This is a genomic window from Caulobacter sp. SRI_014, assembly GCF_057586315.1.
On the sequence record NZ_JBYCZQ010000006.1, the window covers coordinates 198,613 to 219,811 of the forward strand.

The window sequence follows — 21,199 nt, forward strand, 5'->3', positions numbered from 1 at the left end:
CCTCAACCACGCAAACCTCAACGCCGCCGGGCTTTTTCGGGCCTTTGTGCCGGCGCGGCCTTTTTCCCCGCTTATCGCCGGGCGCGGTATAATGGCCGCCGCTTCGATTGGAGCTGCGCGAGCAGTCAAACAGGCGTTTGCATCGGCCGGCAGGCTGTGCTTCACCCAAGGTGAGCCCGCCGCAGAAGCAGGCCGCCCAAGGAATCACGAGGAAGCAACACGATGACCGACGCCGCCGCGTCCGCCTGGCCCGCCATGTCGATCCAGGAGGCCCATGCCCTCCTCACCGCGCCCGGGGCGCCGTGCGAAATGGAGGAGGTGGTCATCCGCGGGGTGCCAACCCGGACCTGGAAGAACGTCCCGCCGACCCTGCGCGACACCCTGGTCGCCGCCCGCGCCCATGGGGAGAAGATCTTCCTCGTCCACGAGGACGAGCGGGTCAGTTTCGAAGGCTTCTACCGCGCCGTCGTCACCTTCGCCGAGGCGCTGAAGGAAAAGGGCGTCTCCAAGGGCGACCGCGTCGCCATCGTCATGCGCAACCTGCCCGAATGGCCGGTGGCCTTCTATGCGGCCCAGAGCCTGGGGGCCATCGTCACGCCGTTGAACGCATGGTGGACGGGGCCGGAGCTGGAGTACGGCCTGACCGACTCGGGCACCAAGGTGGCGGTCATGGACGTCGAGCGCTTCGACCGCCTGGCTGAGCACCTGCCCAACTGCCCCGACCTGACCCACGTCTTTGTCAGCCGCATGGCTGACGAGGTCACCCATCCCTATGTGACCAAGATCGAAGAGGTCCTGGGCGAGCCCAACAGCTGGCAGGCGCTGCCGGAACTTCCCCTGTGCGACTGCGAGCTCGGCCCGGAGGACGACGCCACCATCTTCTACACCTCGGGCACCACGGGGAAGCCGAAGGGGGCCCTGGCCACTCACCGCAACGTCAATTCCAACATCATGTCCTCGGCCAGCAGCGCCGCCCGCAGCTTCCTGCGGCGGGGCGAGCAGCCGCCGGCCCCCGATCCGGACGCGCCGCAGAAGGCGATGATGATCTCGGTGCCCTTCTTCCACGCCACCGGCTGCTTCGCCGTGCTGAACCCGGTGATGTTCGGGGGTGGCAAGATCGTCATGATGCGCAAGTGGGACGCCGAACTGGCCATGCAGCTGATCGAGCGCGAGAAGGTCACGGCCGCCGGCGGCGTGCCGACCATCGCCTGGCAGCTGATCGAGCATCCGGCCCGCGAGAAGTACGACCTCTCCAGCCTGGAAAGCGTCTCCTACGGGGGGGCGCCAAGCGCGCCTGAACTGGTCCGAAAGATCAAGGAGACCTGGCCCAATTCCGCTCCCGGCAATGGCTGGGGCATGACCGAAACCAGCGCCACGGCCACGCAGCACGGGGCCGAGGACTATGAGCACCGCCCGACCAGCTGTGGCCCGCCCGTCGCCGTCACCGACCTGAAGATCATGAGCGTCGAGGGTGATCGCGAACTGCCGGTCGGCGAGGTCGGCGAACTGTGGTGCAAGGGCCCGCAGGTGGTGAAGGGCTACTGGAACAAGCCCGAAGCCACGGCCCAGACCTTCGTCGACGGCTGGGTGAAGACCGGCGACCTGGCGCGGCTGGACGAAGAGGGCTTCTGCTACATCATCGACCGGGCCAAGGACATGCTGATCCGCGGCGGCGAGAACATCTACTGCATCGAGGTCGAGAACGTGCTCTACGACCACCCTGCGGTGATGGATGCCGCCCTCGTCGGCATCCCGCACAAGCAACTGGGCGAGGAGCCCGGGGCCGTGGTGACGCTCAAGCCCGGCAGCCATGCGACCGAGCAGGAACTGCGCGCCTTCGTCGCCGACCGCCTGGCCGCCTTCAAGGTGCCGGTGCGGATCGCCTTCTGGCACGAGACCCTGCCGCGCAACGCCAACGGCAAGATCATGAAGCCCGAGGTGAAGAAGATTCTCGAGGCAATGAGCTAGGCGGCCCCCGGACTGGACCATCGCGCCCGCTCGCCTTTAGTCTGCGGGCGAGGAGACAGCCCATGGTCCAGTCCAGCGCCCCGACCGTCGACGCCTTCATGCTGGAGGTCAGCCCCGAGCGGCTTCCCTACATCCAGGCCCTGCGCGAGGCCTGCCTCAAGTCCCTGCCAGGTTGGGAAGAGAAGATGAGTTACGGCATGCCGGCCTATGGGCCGGCCGACGCAGCGGATGTCGGGATGGCCTTCAACAACCAGATCCAGCACGTTGCGCTGTACGTCGGAGAGAAGGCCATCCAGAGGTTCAAGGCCGAGCTGGCCGTGCCGGGCATCAGCTGCGGCAAGAGCTGCATTCGTTACATGAACCCCAAGAAGATGGACTTCACGGTCATCGAGGCGATGCTCAAGGACATCCACGCCCGCCGCGAGGGGGCCTGTTGACGCTGCGGGAGCGAAAAGCCGAACATTCGATACAGAAAAGTGCGCCGATTGATCAATTCGGGGCGTGACCCACTAGTAACCTTGGTCGGTCCGGGTCAATGTCCGCCCCGCGCGGGGGGAAACCGCGTTTTTGGGGCCGGCCCGGGGGGGCGGCCCCTTTTTCGTATCAGGCGTTGACGGGCGGCTTGCGGCCAGCCCAGGGCTGGGCCTCTTCCAGCTGATAGGCCAGTTCGAACAGCATCTTCTCTTGGCCCCGCCGGGCGCAGATCTGGCTGCCGACCGGCAGGCCATCGGGCGTCCAGTGCAGGGGCACGCTCATCGAGGCGCCGCCGGCGACGTTGTGCAGCGGGGTGTAGCCGACATAGTCGGTCAACCGCGCGGCCAGCTCCTGGAACGGCACATCGCCGCTGACATAGCCCAGGGGCACGGGCGGGCTGGTCAGCACCGGCATCAGCACCACGTCGAACCTGGTGAACCAGGCGTCGTAGGCGGCGGCGTTGGCGGTCAGCCTGCCGATGACGGCCTCCAGGCTGCCGGCCGGCAGGGTAGCGATCAGCTGGGCCATGCCGAGGCTGAAGGGCTCCAGCATGCTGGCGTCCGGGGTCTTGCCGGTCGCCTTGCCGACCGCCTGGACCAGCTGGGCGGCGCCGGAGGACCAAAGGGTCAAAAAGTCCTGGCCGAACCTTGCACTGTCCACCGGCCAGTCCGTCGGCTCGACGTGGTGGCCGAGGCTTTCCAGCAGCTTGGCCGTGCCGTCGATGGCGGCGCGGACGTCGGCGCCCGGATCCTTGTTGTTGCCGCTCTTGTAGAGCAACCCGACCTTCAGCTTGCGGCGCAGCGTCGTGGTCACCATCCCGACCGGGGGCAGGGCGCCGTTGGGCCGCTCGGAGGCGGCGAACATCGCGGCGGAGTCGCGCACGCTGCGGGTGACGACGTGGTTGACGCTGATGTCGACCACCCTGTCCTGCGGCGTGGGATCGATCATCCGGCCGCGGGAGGGCTTCAGGCCGAACAGGCCGCAGCTCGATGCGGGGATGCGGATCGAGCCGCCGCCGTCGCTGGCGTGGGCCATCGGGATGACGCCGCTGGCCACGGCCACGGCGGCGCCGCCGGACGAGCCGCCGCTGCTGCGGCTGGGGTCCCAGGGATTGCGGGTGGGGTTGTAGCCGATCGGCTCGGTGGTCGGCAGGAAGCCGTACTCCGGCGTCGCCGACTTGCCGAAGAAGACAAGGCCGGCGCGTTCGAAGGCGTCGATGTAGCTGTCCTGAGACCTGGCCGGCGGATGGCCCAGGGTCCAGCGTGAGCCTGATCGGGTTGGCATGCCGACGTAGTCGTCGAGGTCCTTGACCAGGAAGGGAACGCCGGCGAACGGCCCGGTCTGTCCACCCTTCTTCGCCTTGTCGAGCGCGCGGTCGAAGTCGGAATTGACGATGAAGTTCAATTTGGGCTGGAGCGCCTCGGCCTTGCGGACGGTGGCCTCCATCAGTTCGCCTGGACTGATCTCGCCCTTGCGGATGCGGCTGGCCCACTCAGTGGCATCCGGCGTCCACGGGGCGGCGTTGGCCGGGACGGTGACCGGCCCGTCGGTGGCGCAGCCGGCCATGCCCAGCGCGGTCGCGCCCACGGAAGCGGCCAGCAGGCCGCGGCGGTTCAGGTCAGTCATCGTTTCGCCCCTGTCGTTCCCGAGTGAGCGCGTCTGTCGCGCGCTTCATCGAACAGAGTGCGGCGGGCCTTCGCCGGCTGCAAGCGGCCTTACTTGAAATGTTCCTTCAGGAAGGCGGCCTTGGTGCGGTTGTAGTCGACGATGTTGGCCAGGTCGGTCATCTGGTGACCCTCGCCGTTGTAGCGACGGTAGATGACCACGCCGCCGGCCTTGCGGATGGCGGTGATGAACTCGTCGTGCTCGCCGATACCGTTGCGCGGATCGTTGGCCCCGGCCTGCAGCAGCAGCGGGTCCTTGATCTTGCCGGCGTTGTTGATCGGCGAGATGGAGGCGAGGAAGGCGCGGTCGTCGGGATTGTCGATGTCGCCGTATTCCAGACGGTCCGAGGCCTTCAGCTGCGGCGAGGCGTCTTGCAGGTTCCGCACCCAGTCGGCGACCCCGACCTCGCTGACCCCGGCAACGAAGACGCCCGGGTGGGCGCCCAGAACGGCATTGGTCAGATAGCCGCCGTAGGAGGCGCCGCCGACGGCGACCTTCGAGCCGTCGAGGCCCGGCTGCTGCCTGATCCAGGCGACAGCGTCGATCAGGTCGCCCACCTCGTTGACCCGCAGGCGGCGGTCGTTGAGCGTGGCCAGGGTCTTTCCGGACCCGGTCGAGCCCCGGTAGTTGAAATCGAGCACCGCATAGCCGTTGGCCACCAGATTCTGGATCTCCGGCTTCCAATCGGCCCGGGCATGACTGGTCGGGCCGCCGTGCAGGCGCAGGTAGACGGGGACCTTCCCTGTCGCATCCCCCTTGGACTTTGAGGGCATGTAGAGCAGGCCGCTGAGCGGTACGCCATCGCGGGCCTTGAAGCGGACCACGGTCGGGATGGCCATGGCCGACAGGTCGAGGCCGGCGGCGTCCGGGGCGACGACCATGTTCGCCTTGCCCGCCGCCACGTCCCAGCGCCAGATTTCGCCCGGGGTCGCCGGCCCCCTGACATGGATCGACAGGAACGCCCCTTGCCCGGCGTAGTCCAGGCCGTAGGTCCCCGGCTGCAGGCGCGGAATCTTCAGCGCCTTGCCGGTCTTCAGGTCACGGCCGTGGAGGGTGTGGAAGCCGCCCTCATCGGTGCTCCAGATCAGGTAGCGGCCGTCGGGCGTGACGATGACGCGGACGACATCGGCGTCCGGCGCCTCGACGATCCGGGTCTTCCCCGAGGCGAGATCGTAGTGGGCGAGGGCGGTGAACTCGCGGCCCTCGTCGGTGGTCAGGTAGAAGCCCTTGCCGTCCGGGGTCCATTCGAAGCCGTCGTAGGCCGCAGGCCCCTTGGGCTTGAACAGGACAGCCTCCTTGCCGGTGTTCAGGTCAACCAGGCTGACGTCATTGGCCGCCTCGCCTCGGGCCTCGAGGACGACGATCAGCGAACCATTGGGCTGGGCGCTGTAGGGATAGAAGCCCATCCGGCCCTGCATGACGGGCCGGACATCGCCGCCGGCCAGCGAGGCTGAAAACAGATCGAAATCGCGGCCATTGCGCGCGGTCGAGCCGTAGATCACCCGCTGGCCGTCGCTGGTGAAGTCGCCGAAGTAGATGAAGGCCTCGGAGGCGGGAAACACCACCGCCTCGCGGATGCCGTCTGGCGTGATGCGGTAGTAGCCATAGCGCTCGTCGCCGCCGCGGTCCGCCGAATAGAGGATGGACTTGCCATCGGGCATCCAGACAACGGCGTCGACGCCGAGGCCGTAGGTCAGCTGCCGGGGCGCGCCGCCATTCACCGCATCGACGATCCAGACCTGGGGCTTGCCGGTGATCTTGCTGAGGTAGACGAGCCAGCGGCCGTCCGGCGACAGGCTGCCGTTGCTGGGACCCTGGGCCAGGAAGTAACGGGTCGTATCGACCTCGTCGCTACCGGCCAGGCCGACACTGACAGGGCCGGGAACCGGAATGTCCTCCTTGTTCGGCCAATCGGGCGGACCAGCGGCGATCAGCAGCACCGCGGCGGGCGCGGCGAGCAGGGCGGCAAGGCGTTTCATGCTGAGGCCTCCGGGGATTTGCCGAACGATGTCATCGCGGCCCGCGCCGGGCAACCGTTGGTCCGACCGTGAGCCGCCTTGCGCCGGGACGCCCATTCGTAGTCAATCGACCGTTGGGGCGCGGATAGCCGGCGGGGAGTCGGGCGCTCGGGAGTGGACCATGTTTCGTCTTGAGAACGCCCAGAGCCTGGTCGGGCTGGCGGCGACCCTGCTGATCTGCTGGCTGGTCTCGGAGAACCGCAAGGGTTTCCCCTGGCGGCTGGCCATCGGCGCGCTGGTCGTCCAGGTCGGGCTCATCGTGCTGCTCTTCGGCGTGCCGGTCCTGCGCGGGGTTGTCAGCGGCATCAGCGGCGTGGTCGACGGCCTGGCGGCGGCGACGGCCCAGGGCACGCAGTTTGTGTTCGGCTATCTGGGCGGGGGTCCCTCTCCCTATCCGATGACCAACCCCAGCGCCGGGTTTGTCTTCGCCTTCCAGGTGCTGCCGCTGATCCTGGTGATCTCGGCCCTGTCGGCGCTGTTGTGGCACTGGAAGATTCTCAAGTGGATCATCAAGGGCTTCGGCTTTCTGTTCGAGAAGACCATGGGCATGGGCGGCGCCTCGGCCACGGCGACGGCCGCCAATATTTTTGTCGGCATGGTGGAAACGCCCATCATTATCCGGGCTTACCTCGACAAGCTCACCCGTTCCGAACTGTTCATGATGATGGTCGTCGGCCTGGCCACGGTGGCCGGCTCGACCATGGTGGCCTACGCCCTGGTGCTGAAGGCCAGCCTGCCCAACGCCGCCGCGCACGTGCTGGTGGCGTCGGTGGTCTCGGCCCCGGCCGGTGTGCTGCTGGCCCGGATCATCGTCCCGGAGAAGAAGGGCGAGGGCGGGGTCAACGTCGATTACACCTCGCTGCTGCGCTACGAGAGCTCGATCGACGCCATCACCAAGGGGGTGGCCGACGGACTGATGGTGGTGCTGAACGTCAGCGCCGTGCTGATCGTCTTCGTGGCCCTGGTGGCCATCGGCAATGAACTGCTGGGCCTGCTGCCGGCCGTCGGCGGCGAGAAGGTCAGCGTCGAGCGCATCCTCGGCTTCCTCTTCGCGCCCCTGGCCTGGTCGCTGGGCATCGACTGGAACGAGGCGGGCAAGGCGGGCTACCTCCTGGGGGTCAAGCTGATGCTGACCGAGTTCATCGGCTTCATCCAGCTGGGCGCCATCGCGCCCGGCGAGATGACCGAGCGGACCCGGATGATCATGACCTACGCCCTGTGCGGCTTCGCCAATGTCGGATCGGTGGGGATCACCGTGTCGGGCCTTGGCGTGCTGATGCCCGAGCGGCGGGCCGAGGTGATCGGCATGGTGTGGAAGGCGCTGCTGGCGGGCTTCCTGGCCACCTGCATGACCGCCGCCGTGGTTGGGGCGATGCCGCGCGAACTGTTCGGCATTGCACCGGATGCGCCGCCCGCCGCCGCGCCCGCGCCTGCCGAGGCTCCGCCCGCCAAGCCGGCGCCGGCCATCGAGCAGCCGTCGGCGGCGACGCCGGAAAAGAAATAAAGTTGGGGAGATAAGATCTTGAAACTCTACGACAGTTTCCGCGCGCCCAATCCGCGCCGGGTTCGCTGGTTCCTGGCCGAGAAGGGCAATCCGGAGGGGGTCGAGATCGTCAACCTCGATGTCTTCAGCGGCGAGCACAAGACCAAGAGCTTCCTGTCCAAGGCCGGCCTGCCCAACGTGCCGGCGCTGGAGATCGATGACGACACGACCATCACCGAGTCGGTGGCGATCTGCCGCTATCTGGAAAGCGTCTATCCCGAGCCCAACATGTTCGGCCGCAATCCCAAGGAGGCGGCGGTGTTCGAGATGTGGCTGCGCCGGGTGGAGATGATGTTGGCCACCCCGCTGATGCTTGCCGTGCGCCACAGCCACCCGGCCCTGGCGGCGCTGGAGACCCAGATCCCCGAGATCGCCGCCAGCAACCTGGCGGGCGGGACCCGGGCCATCAAGATCTTCAACCGCCAGCTCAAGGATAACGAGTTCATCGCCGGCGACCGCATCAGCATGGCCGACATCGTCGCGGCCACGGCCATCGACTTCTCCCGCATGGCCAAGTTCGCCGTGCCCGAGGAGATGGAGGCGGCCAGGCGCTGGTATGACGCCATGCTGGCCCGGCCGGCGGCGGCGGCGGGCGTGAAGGCCCCTCAATAGGACCTAAGGGCCGACCATCAGCTCCAGCGAGCGGACCTGATCGGCCAGGGTCGGACCGGCGGCGATGACGAAGAGCTCGTCGGCGGTCGTTTCCGCCAGCTTGGCGGCGAGCCCGGCGCGGACAGTCGGACCATCCCCGATCAGGGCGCGGTCTTGCGCCTCGGCGATGGCCGGATGGCCGGCCTTTTCCGCCAGCCGGGCCTGCGCGACCTCAAGGGAGGGGTAGGGCTCCTTCAGCCCTTCGGCCTCGCCCACCACCCAGGCTATGCGGGGTGTATCCATCCGGCGGGCGTCTTCGTCCGTATCGGCCGCGAAGGCCGCAATCGCGATGGCGGCGTGCGGCTCGCGGCGGAACAGCGATGGGCGGAAGGCGGCGCGGTAGGCGTCGATGGCGGCCTTGCTGCCTTGGCCGGTGATGAACTCGGCATAGACCATGCCGACGCCCAGCTGTCCGGCGATGGCGGCGCTGCTCGCCGAGGAGCAGAGCACGAACAGGTCCGGGTGGCTGCGGCCCCAGGGCTGGGCGCGCACGCCCTTGGCCGGGTGGTTGAGCGGGAAGGGCTGTTTGCCGCCGGCGTCGAGCAGCCAGGACTGCATCAGACTGAAGAAGGTCGGGAAACTCTGCAGGCCGGCGGTGCGCAGGGCCTGGCCCGTCAACTCATCGCCGCCGATGGCCCGGCCGATCCCCAGATCGATGCGGCCCGGGGCCAGGGCCTCGAGCGTCATGAACTGCTCGACCACCTTCAGGGGGCTGTAGTTGGCCAGCAGCACGGCGCCGCTGCCCAGCCGGATTCGGCTGGTCGCCTGGGTGAGGGCGGCAATCAGGATTTCCGGCGCGGTCCCGGCGTGGGAGTCGGTCGAATGGTGCTCGGCCAGCCAGTAGCGGCGGTAGCCCAAGGCATCGGCCGCCTTGGCCAGCTCGACGCTCACGCGAATGGCCTGGGCCGGTGTGGCGCCGGCCTGGATCGTCGAGAGGTCGAGGATGGAAAGGGGCAGGGTCATGCCCTGCCGTTCCTGCCCGGCGCCAAGGCGGCGCGCAAGTGGCCGGGGCGCAAGCGGTCAGACGCTGCGCGAAATCGTGGTGTAGAGGTTGTTGTCACGAGCGCTGCTGAGGCCCGCGACGGCAACCGCGGTGCTGAGCACCAGCGACGAACAAAAAATGAGGAACAGTTTCCTCATGGCCAAATCTCCCGTGTCCTTGGAGCGTGTACGTGGGAGATCGACGTTCGGATTTCAACTTAACCCTACGTAATTCGGCATGAAGCTTTTTTCATGTCGCGATGAGCGCGGCTTACAGACGCCGCGCCACCCGCTTCACCACGCCCGAGAAACTCATCATCGGGGCGCCGCCGGTCTGGATCAGGCCACGGACAAAGACCATCGACTTGCCGGCCTTGGTCACCTCGCCGGTGCATTCGATCAGGTCGCCGACGTGGGCAGGGCCGAGGAACTCGCCACCGAGGCTGACGGTGACTGAATGGCCGCCCTCCAACTCCTTGTGGGCGATGGCGAACAGGCAGAAGTCGGCGAAGGTCAGCATGCAGCCGCCGTGCATGAAGCCGCCGCCGTTCATGTGGTTCTGCTCGGCGCGGAAGGCGCAGTGGACCCGGCCGTCAGCGTCCTCACGGAAATAGAACGGCCCGGACTGGTTCTCGAACGGATCGCTGGTCCAGGACTTCCAGCCGGCCCAGTCGCCTGCGGTGATCGAGCGGGGTCCGCCGCTGGGTGCTTCGCTGCCGCCGTCCATTTGTGTATCCCCTTGCTTGTTGCAGCGTAGATAGCGGGGGAGGGCCGACGATGCGATCCTGGATTTGGCGAATTTCGGCGGTGATTGTCCTGGCCTGCGGGTTGGCCGGCGCTGGTCTTGCCGCGGCGGCCGAGCCGCTGACCCCGCTGCAGTTCCGCGACGCCTTCATCGCCGAGGTCCAGCGTCAACTGCCCGGCTCCAAGGTCCGGATCATCTCGGAGACCGAACTGCGCATTATCGCCAAGCCCGGCGACGAGGAGCAGACCGCCTTTCTCGACAACGCCTATCGTCGCTACCGCGCCAATCCCGAGACGCTGGGCGAACTCCTGCAGCGCCACGCGGGCCTGAGCGCCAATGCCGGCAAGGACGGCCCGCTGATCACGCCGGAGAACGCCATGGTCGTGGTCCGGCATAAGGATTTCCTCACGGCCCAGGCCGAACTGCGGAAAAAGCCGCAGAAGGACGGCAGGCCGCAGAGCCCGTTGGCCTATCGCGAGTTGCCGGGCGACCTGGTCATGCTGATCGTATCCGACCAACCGCAGGCGTACCTCTATGTTTCGTCGGACGATCTGATCGAGACCCTGGGTTCGGTCGAGGCGGCCTGGACCCGGGCCATCGCCAATACCGAGGGGCGGATCGGCGAGGCCGACGGCGCGGAGGCCGGGTCCATCGTGGTGCTCACCACCCGAAACGGCTCCGCCAGCAGTCTGCTGGCCGTCGACGCCTTCTGGGACAAGCTGCAGGCGACGGGGCTGGGCAATCCCGTGGTCTTCCTGGCTGATCGCAACACCCTGGCGGTGGGGTTCGAGGGCAAGGCTGACTCGATCCGCGACCTGAAGCTGATCGCGCGGGGACTGATCGACGAACCCGAGGAATTCGGCGAGCCGGTGGTCACCTCGGGCATGCTGGTTCGGCGGGGCGGCAAATGGGCCCTCTTTGCGGACTATCCCTATCGCTGAGCGCGGGAGTATGGAGGGGCCATGACTTCCCCCATCGAAGACGCCATCCTCTCCCAGCTCGCCGACCTGCCGGCCGGCAAGAGCATCGACCCGGCCAATGTGGCCAAGATCATTCTGCCCGAGCGCTGGCAGCGGGCGCTGGGCCAGGTGCGGTCGACCGCCATCGGCATGGCGCGGGCCGGCCAGGTGGTGATCCTGCGGCACAACAAGCCGGCCAATCCCGATAGCTTCAAGGGCGTCTATAGGCTTAGGTTGCCCATGGAAGGCGACGTCATTCCAAGCGGCGACGCCCCCGACAGTGTTTGGGATCAAGGGGAAGAAACAGAATGATCGTCTATGGAGCGACGCTGTCGCCGTTTGTCCGCAAGACCCTGGCCGCCGCGGCCGAGAAGGGCATCCAGGTGACCAGCAAGCCGACCCGGTTCGGCCAGCCTGATCCGGAGTTCGACGCCGCCAGCCCGTTTCGCAAGATTCCGGCCCTGCGCGACGGCGACTTCACCGTCTGCGACTCCAGCGCCATCATCCACTATTTCGAGGCCACCAAGCCCGAGCCGGCGCTGATCCCGACCGAGGCCAGGGCCCGGGCGAAAGTCGTCTGGTACGAGGAGTTCGCCGACACCATCATGGTCGGCGCCGCCGGGCCGATGTTCTTCAACCGCGTTGTCGCGCCCCTGCTCGGCATGCCGGGCGACGAAGAAGCGGCCAAGAAGGGCGAGAAGGCCCTCGAGCCGGTGCTCGACTATCTGGAAGCGCATGTGCCGGCCCCGGGCGGCTATCTGGTCGGCGACAGCCTGACCCTGGCCGACCTCGCCGTCGCCAGCCCGTTCGCCAATCTGCGGCACCTGAAATTCGACCTGAGCCGCTGGCCCAAGACCAGGGCCTGGGCCGACGACATGCTGGCCCGGCCGTCCTTCGCCGGCATGGTGGCGGCCGAAACCAAGATGTTTGGCGGCTGAAAGCGTTAGGCGGGGATGAGCCTCGACGCCGTCCTCGCCGACATCGCCGCCTGCCGCGCCTGTGCAGGCGAGTTTCCGCATGAGCCTAGGCCCGTCACCCGGGTCTCGGCCGAGACCCGACTGCTGATCTGCGGCCAGGCGCCGGGCAGGCGGGTGCATGAGAGCGGACTGCCGTTCGACGATCCGTCCGGAGATCGCCTGCGGGCCTGGATGGGCATCGACCGGGCCGCCTTCTATGGGCCGAGGATCGGCGTGGCCGCCATGGCCTTCTGCTTTCCGGGGACCAATCCCAAGGGCGGCGACTATCCGCCGCCGCCGCGCTGCGCGCAGCTTTGGCGGCCGCGCCTGATGGCGGCCTTGCCGAAGATGGAGCTGACCCTGCTGGTCGGCAGCTATGCCCAGGCCTGGGCGCTGGGCGACCGGGCCAAGCGAACAATGACCGACACCGTGGCGGCCTGGTGGGAGTATCTGCCGCACTATTTGCCCATGCCGCATCCCAGTTGGCGCAACACCGCCTGGCTGAGGCGCAACCCTTGGTTCGAGGACGAGGTGACGCCCTATCTTCGCCACCGCGTCGCTGACATTCTTGGCGCATGAACCGCCGCCTGTTCCTGTTCAGCGCCGTCGCCGCCTCGGCCCTGGGAGCCTGCGCGCCCATGGCCCTGCAGACGCCGCTGACCCCGGCCGCCGGCTTCAGCGGCCCGAACTTCGATGGCGAATGGTTCGTCAGTTTCGACGGCGCGCGTCTGGGGGTCAGCAGCTGGCCCACCGAGGGCGAGCCCAAGGTCGTGCTGGTCGGCCTGCACGGCATGAACGACTACGCCAACGCCTTTCACCTGGCGGCGCCGGACTGGGCGGCGCGGGGCGTCGCCACATATGCCTTCGACCAGCGGGGGTTCGGCCGCTCGGTCGGACGAGGCATCTGGGCCGGGCGTGAGCTGATGAGCGAGGACCTGCGGGTCTTCGTCACCCTGATCAAGGCCCGGCATCCGGGCGTCCCCGTCGTCGTGGCGGGCGAGAGCATGGGCGGGGCGGTGGCCATCTGCGCCTTCGCCTCGGACCGTCCGCCGGCGGCTGACCGTCTGTTGCTTCTGGCCCCGGCCGTCTGGGGATGGTCCAGCCAGCCTCTGCCCTACAAGACCGTCCTGTGGATCACCGCGCGGGTCAGTCCCGGCAAGCCGGTGGAGCCGCCGGGCTGGCTTACCAATACCATCCACCCCTCGGACAACACCGAGGAGATGATCGCCATGGGCCGCGACAGGCTGATGATCTGGGGAGCCCGGCCCGACACCATCAGCGGTTTGGTCGATCTGATGGAGGCGGCCTGGAAGGAGATCGGCGCGGTCAAGGTTCCGGTCGCCTACCTGTATGGGGCCAACGATCAGGTCATCCCCGAGGCGCCGTCACGCCAGGCGGCCGCGCGGCTGAAGCCCGGCGACAAGACCGCCTTCTACGCCAAGGGCTACCACCTGCTGATCCGCGACCATCAGCGCCAGACGGTCATCGACGACGCCGCCAGCTTTATGTTGAACCCCGACGCGCCGCTGCCATCCGGGGCGCCCCGCATCCCCGGACCCGGGATGAAGCCTTCCCGCGTTTGAAGGGTTGTGAGGAAGGCTCGTGCGGCGTAGATCGCCTATCGCGCATCGCTCTTCCCCCAATCGCGAAGTTTTTGGCATGACCCTGTTCGATTCTCCGTCCTTTGAAGGCCACGAAGGCGTCCACGCCTTTGCCGATCCGGCCTCGGGTCTGAAGACCATCATCGCGGTGCATTCGACGACGCTCGGCCCCGCCGCCGGCGGCTGCCGCATGTGGCCCTATGAGAGCGCCGAGGCGGCGCTTGAAGACGCTCTGAAGCTGTCGCGGGCGATGAGCTACAAGAACGCCATGGCCGGCCTCGACCTGGGCGGCGGCAAGTCGGTAATCATCGGCGACGCCCGCAAGGACAAGACGCCTGAACTGTTCCAGGCCTTCGGTCGCGCTGTCGAGCGGGTCGGTGGCCGCTACTGGACCGCCGAGGACGTCGGCGTCTCGCCGGCCGACCTGGAAGAAGCCCGCAAGGAAACCCGCTACGTCGCCGGTCTCGAGGGCCACAAGGCCGCCTCCGGCGATCCCAGCCCGGTGACCGCCGAGGGCGTGTTCCGGGGGGTGCGCCTCTGCGTCGAACGCGCCTACGGCCGTGACCTGAACGGCGTCACCGTCGCCATCCAGGGTGTCGGACATGTCGGCGCCTACCTGGCCGACAAGCTGCATGCGGCCGGCGCCAAGCTGATCATCACCGACGTCAACCAGGCCTCGCTCGACGCCGTGGCGGCCCGCACCGGCGCCCAGGTCGTTGCCCCGGACGCCATCTTCGATGTCGACGCCGAGGTCTTCGCGCCGTGCGCCCTGGGCGGCGCGGTCAGCTTCGACACCCTGGGCCGCCTGAAGGGCCGGGTCGTGGCCGGCGGCGCCAACAACCAGCTGGCATCCGCTGAAGTGGGCCAGGCGCTGTTCGAGAAGGGCATGCTCTACGCGCCCGACTACGTCATCAACGGCGGCGGCATCATCAACGTCGCGGCCGAGATCCGCGGCCTGGAGACCGACAGCGCCTTCGACCAGGCCTGGGTCGATACCAAGCTTGATACCCTGGCTCTGACCTTGGCCGAAGTGCTGGACCGCGCGGTCGCCGAGGGGCGTCCCACCCATGCCGTGGCCAACGAGATGGCCCGCGAGCGCATCGCGGCTGGCGCCCGCAAATAGGCGGGCGTAGCGTCTCTCACGCTCAAGGGAGGGACGTCATGGGCAGACCCATTCACTTCGAAATCCACGCCGAGGACCTAGACCGCGCCTCGGCCTTCTACACGGCGGTGTTCGGCTGGACCTTCACGCCGTTCCAGCCGGGCTTCTACAGCCTGATCACCACGGGCCCGGACGATCAGCCCGGGATCAATGGCGGTCTGATCAAGCGGCAAGGGCCCGCGCCGGCCGAGGGCGCGCCGGTCTTCGGCTATGTCTGCACCATCGACACCACAGACCTCGACGCCAGCTTGAACACCGCGGTGGCCAGCGGCGCGACCGAGGCGTTGCCGAAACATGCGATCCCGGGCGTCGGCTGGCTGGCCTATCTGAAGGACACCGAGGGCAATATCTTCGGGGTCATGCAGCCGGACAACGCGGCGGCCTAATCGTCTTCGGTGACAACGGTGCAGAGGGCCGGGTCGAGGCGGACGCGGATGCGCTGACCGACATGAGGGGCCGTAAGGCTGGGTAACCCCGCCGTGACGACGCTGTTGTTGGCCAGCAGCCTGACGTCGCAACGGGCGCCGGCGAAATGGCGTTCAATCACCTCGGCCTCGACGCCATCGTCGGCAAGCATGAAGGCCTCGGGCCGGGCGATGACGGTGTCGCCGCCGGGGCCCGCCGGGATGGGGCCATAGGCCGTGTGGACCTGACCGTCTTCGATGCGGGCGCTCAAGGCGTTGGCCGGACCCAACAGGCGGGCGGCGTCGACGCTGGTCGGGCGCAGGTAGCAGTCCTCGGGCGTGCCGGCCTGCAGGATGGCGCCCGACTGCATCAGGGCCAGCTGGTCGCCCATGCGCATGGCCTCCTCGGCATCGTGGGTGACGATCAGCACGGCCGCGCCGCTTTCGCGCAGGGTCTCCAGGGCAGCGTCGCGGACCTGGGCCCGCAGCATTCCGTCGAGGCCCGAGAAGGGCTCGTCTAGAAGCAGCACCGACGGAGCCGGAGCGATGGCGCGGGCCAGGGCCACCCGCTGGCGCTCGCCTCCGGACAGCTGGGCCGGATGGGCCTCGCCGCGCTGCCAGATGTGGGCCCGGGCCATGGCGTCGGCGGCCATGCGCTTGCGTTCGGCGGGCGGCAGGCCGTGCAGGCCGAACTCGGCGTTGCCGAAGCCGCTGAGATGCGGAAACAGGGCGTAGTCCTGGAAGACCAGGCCGATGCCGCGCCGCTCGGCCGGCACATGGACGCCCGCGCCGGAGACCACCGCGCCCTCCTTGAGGATCTCGCCGCTGTCGACGGGCTCCAGGCCGGCGATCAGGCGCAGCAAGGTGCTTTTGCCGCAGCCACTGGGACCCAGCAGGCAGGTGATGCGGCCCGCCTCGAGGGTCAGGCTGGCGCCGCGCAGGGCCCGCTCCTCGCCGTAGGTGCGGCGGACGTCACGGACTTCCAGGGCCAGGTTCATGCCTCCTCCCGTCGGCGGTGGCCGCTGATGATGGCGCCGGCCCGCAGGACGAGGGCAAGATAGATCGGGACGGCCAGCAGGGTCACCTGGGCGGCGGGGAGGTCGGACACGCTCCCTTAGTAGTGTGGGTCGACGGGCAGTGGAAACCCTAGTCGCGCGGCATGCCGCGCCGGGCCTTGGGCGCCGGCAGGCGTTTGCCGCCGCTGATGGTGAAGGACAGGCCGAAGACCGTGTCGTCACGCTTGTAGCCGTAGGCGCCGATTTCGCGCTGGGTGGCGGCGGCGGAGATCTGCATCGGCCCCTTGCGCCAGCCGATGCCGAGCTGGACCTTGCCGTACTCGGCCAGCTTCTCGACCGACCATCGCTGGGATTTGTTGCGCCTCTTGTCGCCGAAATTGAAGCCCAGCGCATCGCCCGAGGTTGCGGCGAAGGCGAACCAGCGGCCCTTCTTGGTGCGGGCCGGAGAGACGTCGACCTGGACCCCCAGGCGCTTGGTGTCGAACAGCCGACCGCGTGGGGCGATCTGCTGGGCGGCCGGGTTCTGGCGGCTGTCACGGCCGCCGAAGGACAGGCCCGAGCCCGGGTTAAGCGGGCTTTCGTTGGTCAGGCTGAGGCTGATCCGGCGCAGCGGATTGAACAGGCCCATTGGCGCCGGGGCCGAGGACGGCGCCATCGCCTGGCGCACGGCCGGGGTGGCGTAGGCCGCCACGCGCGGCTCGGCATAGCCAGTCGGGGCCGGATCGGCTTTGGGAATGAAGCGGGCCAGCATCACGGCCTTGGCGTCGGGGGCCGGCCTGGCGTCGGCGCTGGCCATCTCGACGATCTGGGCCGGGTGGATGATCGGCTTGGCCGGGCCGCCGGCCAGTTCGACGGTGGGCCCGGGGGTATCATCGAAGCGGGCGGTGCGGATCGGGGCGTCAGGGTCGTCCGGCACGCGGGCGGCCCCGGAGAAGACCCCGGAGATGTTGGCGTCTTTCAGAAGGTTGGTGTCGGAAAGGCCGTCGGAGGCGGCGCCGGTGACCGAAACAGCCGACATTGCCGCGATCGACACGGCGGTCAGGCTCGTCAAGGCAATTCCGGCTATCGGCCGCATAAGCTCCCCCGATCCCCTTCCGCGTTAAGGAACGTTAACCGGCTGTGGGCGGCTAGCAAGCCCAGTCGCGGGGCAGGCGAGCCCCATTCGATCACTTTTCGTATCGTGGGTCGCCGAACTTACGCCCGATATGAGCGGTCAGTGCGCGGGCCGGCGTTTGGGGACCGCCTTGTCCTCTTTTCTGGTCGCCTCTTTCTGGGCCGGTTGGCCATGCTGCGGTTCCGGGGCGGACTTGGGGAAGGCGTCCTTCCAGGCCGGTTCCTGCTGCTGGAAATTCGAGGTCATGACGCAATACTCCAGGCTTCAGGCGGCTGCCGCCAGGTCGTCGGCGGCGGAAACAGTGACGTTGACGGTGAGGCTGCGCCGGCCCGGATCGCCGATCAGGATTCCGCTGACCGGGGCGGCTTCGCGCGGCGTGCGGCTGACGGCGACAGGGATCAGGTCAGGAGACTCGGCCAGGCCGTTGGTCGGGTCGAACTCGGTCCAGCCAAGGTCCGGCAGGAAGACCTCGCACCAGGCATGGGTCGCGCCGGCGCCGCGCAGGGTGGCGGCCGGGCTGTGCAGGTAACCGGTGACGAACCGGGCCGCAAAGCCGGCCCGGCGCAGGACTTCGACCATCAGCCAGGCGAAATCGCGGCAGGTGCCAGACCGGGTGGCGATGGTCTGGGCCGGCGTCTGGACGCCTTCCTCGTACCGGGCCCGGTAGGCGAAGGCGTCGATGGTCCGGTTCAGCCGTAGCAGGAAGTCGAGCGCTGGTTCGCCGGGCGGACCAGCCTGCTCATGCAGCCAGGCGGTGACGCTCGGATCGTCCTCGCTGTCAGGGACGATGTAGGGGGCCAGGGCAGCCTTTTCGTCCTGGCCGTAGGTGATGGGCAGGGCGGTGTGCGGATTATCCGGATGAAAGGGGGCCAGCGGGGCGGGGAAGCGTTCGATGACCAGTTGGCTGATGATCGCCAGCTCAGTAGCCTCGCCTTCAGGCGTGAACCAGCAGACGCAGTTGCTGTAGGCGTCGTAGGTCCAGCGGATGCCGCCCGGCGGTCCGACGGCGAGGGAGGCTTTCTCGACCTTCAGTCCATGGCTGTCGCGGGGCCGGACCAGCAGACGCTGGGGCCCGAACGCCACCGGCTTCTCGTAGCGGTAGCGGGTTTCGTGCTGGATCATGAGGCGTGCCACGCAGGGCAGAACCGTGCGGGAAGCCTTTGGTTCCAAACACTTTTCGCGTGATGGCCATTGTTAGAACAAAATAGGAACATTATAGGTCGGGCATGGCCGTGCTCGATCTCAAGCGTAAACTCTCCATCCTGTCCGACGCGGCGAAGTACGATGCCTCCTGCGCCTCCTCCGGCTCCAGCAAGCGCAACTCGATGGGCGGCAAGGGGGTGGGATCGACCGAGGGCATGGGCATCTGCCATGCCTATGCGCCGGACGGGCGGTGCATCAGCCTGCTGAAGATCCTGCTGACCAACTTCTGCATCTACGACTGCGCCTACTGCATCAACCGGGTCAGCTCGAACGTGGCCCGGGCGCGGTTCACGGTGCAGGAAGTCGTCGACCTCACGCTGGGCTTCTACAAGCGCAACTACATCGAGGGGCTGTTCCTCTCCTCGGGCATCATCCGATCCGGCGACTACACGCTGGAGGAGATGGTGCGGGTCGCGAAGTCCCTGCGGCTGGACCACGACTTTCGAGGCTACATCCATCTCAAGCTGATCCCGGAGGCCTCGCCGGCCCTGGTGCTGGAGGCGGGGCTCTACGCCGACCGGGTGTCGATCAACATCGAGCTGCCGAGCGATGCGAGCCTGAGCCAACTGGCGCCGCAGAAGGACGTGCGGGTGATCAAGAAGGCGATGGGCGGAGTGGGGTTGGCCATCGACGAGGGCAAGGAGAAGGGCCGCAAGACCCGACCGCCGCGGTTCGCCCCGGCGGGCCAGTCCACACAGCTGATCATCGGGGCGGACGCCTGCAGCGACGGCGAGATTCTGAACCGCAGCGCCCGGCTCTATGGCGGCTATGGCCTGCGGCGGGTCTACTACTCGGCCTTCAGCCCTATCCCCGACGCCTCGCGCAATCTGCCTCTGGAGCGGCCGCCGCTGTTGCGCGAGCACCGGCTGTACCAGGCCGACTGGTTGATGCGGTTCTACGGCTTCGAGCGGAAGGAGATCGTCGCCGACGAAGGCAACCTCGATCTGGCGATCGATCCCAAGCTGGCCTGGGCCCTGGCCCATCGCGAGGATTTCCCGGTCGACGTGAACAAGGCCGACCGCGAGACCTTGCTGCGCACCCCGGGGCTGGGCGTGAAGACGGTCGACCGGCTGATCGCGCTGCGCCGTCAGAAGCGCTTGCGGCTGGAGGATGTGAAGCGGCTGGCGCGCGGGGTGGAGAAGGTCAAACCCTTCATCGTCGCCGAGGACTGGACGCCGGGCTCGCTGACCGACCGGCTCGATCTGCGGGCCCAGGTTGCGCTCGAGCAGCCGAGGCTGCTTTGAGACTGGCGCGACTGCAGGGGCCGACAGACTTCGAGGGCTGGCGCCACGCGGCCCGGTCGCTGCGGCTGCAGGGCATGGCGCCGACGACGGTGGCCTGGGCCGTGGCGGGGGAGGGAGACCTTTTCGCCGAGCAGGGCGGGGTCGAGGAGGCCGCCGCGCCCGCCTTCCGCACGCCGCGCGCCTTTGTCGACCTGGCGCAGGACGTCATCTGCCACCGCGACGACGAGCGGTTCGACCTGCTGTACCGCCTGCTCTGGCGACTTGAGCGCGAGCCGAGCCTGATGCTGGACATCACCGACCCGGACGTCGCCCGGGCCCGCGAGATGGCCAAGAACGTCTCCCGCGCCAGCCACAAGATGAAGGCCTTCGTCCGCTTCCGGCGGATCGAGGGCGCCGAGCCGGAAGCCTACGCCGCCTGGTTCGAGCCGGCCCATTTCGTCGTCGAGCGAACCGCCGGCTTCTTCGTGCGGCGGTTTGCGGGGATGCGGTTCTCGATCCTGACCCCGGATCTCTGCTGCCACTGGAACGGCGACGAGCTCAGCTTCTCGCCGGGTGTTTCCCGCGACCAGGCGCCGGCCGACGACGTGCTGGAGGACTATTGGCGGACCTACTACGCCTCGATCTTCAACCCCGCCCGGCTGAAGGTGAAGGCCATGCAGGCCGAGATGCCCAAGCGCTACTGGCGCAACCTTCCCGAGGCCCGGCTCATTCCCGACCTGATCGCCTCCGCCGGGACAAGGACCGCCGCCATGGTCGCCGCCGCGCCCACGTCGCCGTCGAGACACGCCGGCAAGGCGGTGCGGGCCGCGCCGGCCGCGCCGTTCGCAGACGGGCAACCGCAGTCGCTGGAGGACCTGGCGGCCTTCGTCGACGCCTGTCGCCGCTGCGACCTCTGGCGGGATGCGACCCAGGGCGTGCCTGGCGAGGGCTCGGCGCGGGCCCGGCTGATGTTCGTCGGCGAGCAGCCGGGCGATCAGGAAGACCTGGCGGGACGGCCTTTCGTCGGGCCTGCCGGGCAGTTGTTCAACCAGGCGCTTGAGAAGGCCGGTGTGCCGCGCGAGGAGACCTACGTCACCAACGCCGTGAAGCACTTCAAGCACGAACTGCGCGGCAAGCGGCGCATCCACAAGACGCCGGAAACGCCGGAGAGCGTCGCCTGCCGCTGGTGGCTGGACCACGAGCGGCGGTTGATCCGGCCGCGGGTGATCGTGGCGCTCGGCGCGACGGCGGCAAAGGCGGTGTTCGGCAAGACGATGCCGATCGCCGCCAACCGGGGGCAGGCGCTGCAGCTGCCGGATCAGGCGCAGGGCGTGGTGACCTACCACCCGTCCTTCCTGCTGCGCGTGCCGGACGCGAAGGCGAAGGAAGAGGGGTTCAAGGCCTTGGTAGAAGACCTCGCGCTGGCGTGGAAACTGGCGGCCTGATCGTCTGGCGTCCGTAAACCCTCTCCCTCCCAACCGCTTCGCGGTCGGGCCCCTCCCTCTCCCTCGCGGGA

21 protein-coding genes are annotated in these 21,199 nt (G+C 68.2%); 13 read left to right on the top strand and 8 right to left on the bottom strand.

Annotated elements, in window-relative coordinates; all coding sequences use genetic code 11:
- Nucleotides 1–222: 222 nt before the first annotated feature.
- Both AC2YG9_RS15095 and AC2YG9_RS15100 read left to right on the top strand, forming a co-directional pair.
- Nucleotides 223–1,968 (top strand): class I adenylate-forming enzyme family protein, encoded by a 1,746-nt coding sequence (locus AC2YG9_RS15095; protein WP_487298799.1) that lies wholly within the window; start codon nucleotides 223–225, stop codon nucleotides 1,966–1,968.
- A 62-nt stretch (nucleotides 1,969–2,030) separates the two neighbouring features.
- Nucleotides 2,031–2,405 (top strand): iron chaperone, encoded by a 375-nt coding sequence (locus AC2YG9_RS15100; RefSeq protein WP_487298800.1) that lies wholly within the window; start codon nucleotides 2,031–2,033, stop codon nucleotides 2,403–2,405.
- A gap of 166 nt (nucleotides 2,406–2,571) precedes the next feature.
- Here AC2YG9_RS15100 and AC2YG9_RS15105 read toward each other — a convergent pair whose 3' ends face one another.
- A complete protein-coding gene (locus AC2YG9_RS15105; RefSeq protein ID WP_487298801.1) occupies nucleotides 2,572–4,068 on the bottom strand; it encodes an amidase in 1,497 nt (498 codons plus the stop codon).
- An 89-nt stretch (nucleotides 4,069–4,157) separates the two neighbouring features.
- Nucleotides 4,158–6,086 (bottom strand): S9 family peptidase, encoded by a 1,929-nt coding sequence (locus AC2YG9_RS15110; protein WP_487298802.1) that lies wholly within the window; start codon nucleotides 6,084–6,086, stop codon nucleotides 4,158–4,160.
- 160 nt (nucleotides 6,087–6,246) lie between these two features.
- Here AC2YG9_RS15110 and AC2YG9_RS15115 point away from each other — a divergent pair, with 160 nt between their 5' ends.
- Both AC2YG9_RS15115 and AC2YG9_RS15120 read left to right on the top strand, forming a co-directional pair.
- The gene (locus AC2YG9_RS15115; RefSeq protein WP_487298803.1) at nucleotides 6,247–7,629 is read left to right on the top strand and encodes a NupC/NupG family nucleoside CNT transporter; all 1,383 of its coding nucleotides are present in this window, start codon (nucleotides 6,247–6,249) and stop codon (nucleotides 7,627–7,629) included.
- A gap of 18 nt (nucleotides 7,630–7,647) precedes the next feature.
- Nucleotides 7,648–8,280, top strand: coding sequence for a glutathione S-transferase family protein (locus tag AC2YG9_RS15120; RefSeq protein WP_487298804.1), 633 nt, complete (start codon nucleotides 7,648–7,650; stop codon nucleotides 8,278–8,280).
- A 3-nt stretch (nucleotides 8,281–8,283) separates the two neighbouring features.
- On the opposite strand, the gene AC2YG9_RS15125 is transcribed toward AC2YG9_RS15120, so the two are convergent.
- Together AC2YG9_RS15125 and AC2YG9_RS15130 are read right to left on the bottom strand one after the other, a co-directional pair.
- Complete coding sequence (locus AC2YG9_RS15125) at nucleotides 8,284–9,282, bottom strand: MsnO8 family LLM class oxidoreductase (protein ID WP_487298805.1); 999 nt, start codon at nucleotides 9,280–9,282, stop codon at nucleotides 8,284–8,286.
- A 289-nt stretch (nucleotides 9,283–9,571) separates the two neighbouring features.
- Nucleotides 9,572–10,027, bottom strand: coding sequence for a PaaI family thioesterase (locus tag AC2YG9_RS15130; protein ID WP_487298806.1), 456 nt, complete (start codon nucleotides 10,025–10,027; stop codon nucleotides 9,572–9,574).
- A gap of 50 nt (nucleotides 10,028–10,077) precedes the next feature.
- On the opposite strand from AC2YG9_RS15130, the gene AC2YG9_RS15135 reads away from it, so the two are divergent.
- From AC2YG9_RS15135 to AC2YG9_RS15165, 7 genes are all read left to right on the top strand, one after another.
- On the top strand, nucleotides 10,078–10,986 hold the full coding sequence (locus AC2YG9_RS15135) for a hypothetical protein (RefSeq protein ID WP_487298807.1): 909 nt from the start codon (nucleotides 10,078–10,080) through the stop codon (nucleotides 10,984–10,986).
- A gap of 21 nt (nucleotides 10,987–11,007) precedes the next feature.
- A complete protein-coding gene (locus AC2YG9_RS15140) occupies nucleotides 11,008–11,316 on the top strand; it encodes a DUF3253 domain-containing protein (protein WP_487298808.1) in 309 nt (102 codons plus the stop codon).
- Entirely contained in the window at nucleotides 11,313–11,942 is a 630-nt protein-coding gene (locus tag AC2YG9_RS15145; protein WP_487298809.1) for a glutathione S-transferase family protein, read from the top strand. Before AC2YG9_RS15140 ends, AC2YG9_RS15145 begins: the two co-directional genes overlap by 4 nt.
- 15 nt (nucleotides 11,943–11,957) lie before the next feature.
- Complete coding sequence (locus AC2YG9_RS15150; RefSeq protein ID WP_487298810.1) at nucleotides 11,958–12,539, top strand: uracil-DNA glycosylase family protein; 582 nt, start codon at nucleotides 11,958–11,960, stop codon at nucleotides 12,537–12,539.
- Nucleotides 12,536–13,543: a lysophospholipase gene (locus tag AC2YG9_RS15155; protein ID WP_487298811.1), complete on the top strand. Its 1,008-nt coding sequence runs from the start codon at nucleotides 12,536–12,538 to the stop codon at nucleotides 13,541–13,543. The genes AC2YG9_RS15150 and AC2YG9_RS15155 overlap by 4 nt, the downstream gene beginning before the upstream one ends.
- Before the next feature lie 76 nt (nucleotides 13,544–13,619).
- Nucleotides 13,620–14,684, top strand: a complete 1,065-nt coding sequence (locus AC2YG9_RS15160) for a Glu/Leu/Phe/Val dehydrogenase dimerization domain-containing protein (protein WP_487298812.1) — start codon at nucleotides 13,620–13,622, stop codon at nucleotides 14,682–14,684.
- A gap of 38 nt (nucleotides 14,685–14,722) precedes the next feature.
- Nucleotides 14,723–15,109 carry a VOC family protein gene (locus AC2YG9_RS15165; RefSeq protein ID WP_487298813.1) on the top strand — a complete coding sequence of 129 codons (387 nt, stop codon included), beginning with the start codon at nucleotides 14,723–14,725 and terminating at the stop codon, nucleotides 15,107–15,109.
- Here AC2YG9_RS15165 and AC2YG9_RS15170 read toward each other — a convergent pair.
- The 4 genes from AC2YG9_RS15170 to AC2YG9_RS15185 all read right to left on the bottom strand — a co-directional run bounded on the left by AC2YG9_RS15170 (nucleotide 15,106) and on the right by AC2YG9_RS15185 (nucleotide 18,379).
- Complete coding sequence (locus tag AC2YG9_RS15170; protein WP_487298814.1) at nucleotides 15,106–16,125, bottom strand: ABC transporter ATP-binding protein; 1,020 nt, start codon at nucleotides 16,123–16,125, stop codon at nucleotides 15,106–15,108. The genes AC2YG9_RS15165 and AC2YG9_RS15170 overlap by 4 nt on opposite strands.
- A 148-nt stretch (nucleotides 16,126–16,273) precedes the next feature.
- Nucleotides 16,274–17,194 carry a hypothetical protein gene (locus tag AC2YG9_RS15175; RefSeq protein ID WP_487298815.1) on the bottom strand — a complete coding sequence of 307 codons (921 nt, stop codon included), beginning with the start codon at nucleotides 17,192–17,194 and terminating at the stop codon, nucleotides 16,274–16,276.
- Between the two features lie 162 nt (nucleotides 17,195–17,356).
- Nucleotides 17,357–17,503: a hypothetical protein gene (locus AC2YG9_RS15180; RefSeq protein WP_487298816.1), complete on the bottom strand. Its 147-nt coding sequence runs from the start codon at nucleotides 17,501–17,503 to the stop codon at nucleotides 17,357–17,359.
- Between the two features lie 18 nt (nucleotides 17,504–17,521).
- Nucleotides 17,522–18,379, bottom strand: a complete 858-nt coding sequence (locus AC2YG9_RS15185) for a transglutaminase family protein (RefSeq protein WP_487298817.1) — start codon at nucleotides 18,377–18,379, stop codon at nucleotides 17,522–17,524.
- 104 nt (nucleotides 18,380–18,483) lie between these two features.
- Here AC2YG9_RS15185 and AC2YG9_RS15190 point away from each other — a divergent pair, with 104 nt between their 5' ends.
- Both AC2YG9_RS15190 and AC2YG9_RS15195 read left to right on the top strand, forming a co-directional pair.
- Complete coding sequence (locus AC2YG9_RS15190; protein WP_487298818.1) at nucleotides 18,484–19,704, top strand: putative DNA modification/repair radical SAM protein; 1,221 nt, start codon at nucleotides 18,484–18,486, stop codon at nucleotides 19,702–19,704.
- On the top strand, nucleotides 19,701–21,128 hold the full coding sequence (locus AC2YG9_RS15195; protein ID WP_487298819.1) for a UdgX family uracil-DNA binding protein: 1,428 nt from the start codon (nucleotides 19,701–19,703) through the stop codon (nucleotides 21,126–21,128). Before AC2YG9_RS15190 ends, AC2YG9_RS15195 begins: the two co-directional genes overlap by 4 nt.
- Nucleotides 21,129–21,199 lie beyond the last annotated feature (71 nt).

Excerpts from the sequence above, each read along its gene's own strand:
- AC2YG9_RS15170 (WP_487298814.1), bottom strand. The coding sequence starts at position 16,125 with ATGAACCTGGCCCTGGAAGTCCGTGACGTCCGCCGCACCTACGGCGAG.
- AC2YG9_RS15110 (WP_487298802.1), bottom strand. The coding sequence starts at position 6,086 with ATGAAACGCCTTGCCGCCCTGCTCGCCGCGCCCGCCGCGGTGCTGCTG.
- AC2YG9_RS15130 (WP_487298806.1), bottom strand. The coding sequence starts at position 10,027 with ATGGACGGCGGCAGCGAAGCACCCAGCGGCGGACCCCGCTCGATCACC.
- AC2YG9_RS15125 (WP_487298805.1), bottom strand. The coding sequence starts at position 9,282 with ATGACCCTGCCCCTTTCCATCCTCGACCTCTCGACGATCCAGGCCGGC.
- AC2YG9_RS15140 (WP_487298808.1), top strand. The coding sequence starts at position 11,008 with ATGACTTCCCCCATCGAAGACGCCATCCTCTCCCAGCTCGCCGACCTG.
- AC2YG9_RS15150 (WP_487298810.1), top strand. The coding sequence starts at position 11,958 with ATGAGCCTCGACGCCGTCCTCGCCGACATCGCCGCCTGCCGCGCCTGT.
- AC2YG9_RS15105 (WP_487298801.1), bottom strand. The coding sequence starts at position 4,068 with ATGACTGACCTGAACCGCCGCGGCCTGCTGGCCGCTTCCGTGGGCGCG.
- AC2YG9_RS15180 (WP_487298816.1), bottom strand. The coding sequence starts at position 17,503 with ATGACCTCGAATTTCCAGCAGCAGGAACCGGCCTGGAAGGACGCCTTC.
- AC2YG9_RS15095 (WP_487298799.1), top strand. The coding sequence starts at position 223 with ATGACCGACGCCGCCGCGTCCGCCTGGCCCGCCATGTCGATCCAGGAG.
- AC2YG9_RS15190 (WP_487298818.1), top strand. The coding sequence starts at position 18,484 with ATGGCCGTGCTCGATCTCAAGCGTAAACTCTCCATCCTGTCCGACGCG.
- AC2YG9_RS15135 (WP_487298807.1), top strand. The coding sequence starts at position 10,078 with ATGCGATCCTGGATTTGGCGAATTTCGGCGGTGATTGTCCTGGCCTGC.
- AC2YG9_RS15115 (WP_487298803.1), top strand. The coding sequence starts at position 6,247 with ATGTTTCGTCTTGAGAACGCCCAGAGCCTGGTCGGGCTGGCGGCGACC.
- AC2YG9_RS15100 (WP_487298800.1), top strand. The coding sequence starts at position 2,031 with ATGGTCCAGTCCAGCGCCCCGACCGTCGACGCCTTCATGCTGGAGGTC.
- AC2YG9_RS15160 (WP_487298812.1), top strand. The coding sequence starts at position 13,620 with ATGACCCTGTTCGATTCTCCGTCCTTTGAAGGCCACGAAGGCGTCCAC.
- AC2YG9_RS15155 (WP_487298811.1), top strand. The coding sequence starts at position 12,536 with ATGAACCGCCGCCTGTTCCTGTTCAGCGCCGTCGCCGCCTCGGCCCTG.
- AC2YG9_RS15145 (WP_487298809.1), top strand. The coding sequence starts at position 11,313 with ATGATCGTCTATGGAGCGACGCTGTCGCCGTTTGTCCGCAAGACCCTG.
- AC2YG9_RS15165 (WP_487298813.1), top strand. The coding sequence starts at position 14,723 with ATGGGCAGACCCATTCACTTCGAAATCCACGCCGAGGACCTAGACCGC.
- AC2YG9_RS15185 (WP_487298817.1), bottom strand. The coding sequence starts at position 18,379 with ATGATCCAGCACGAAACCCGCTACCGCTACGAGAAGCCGGTGGCGTTC.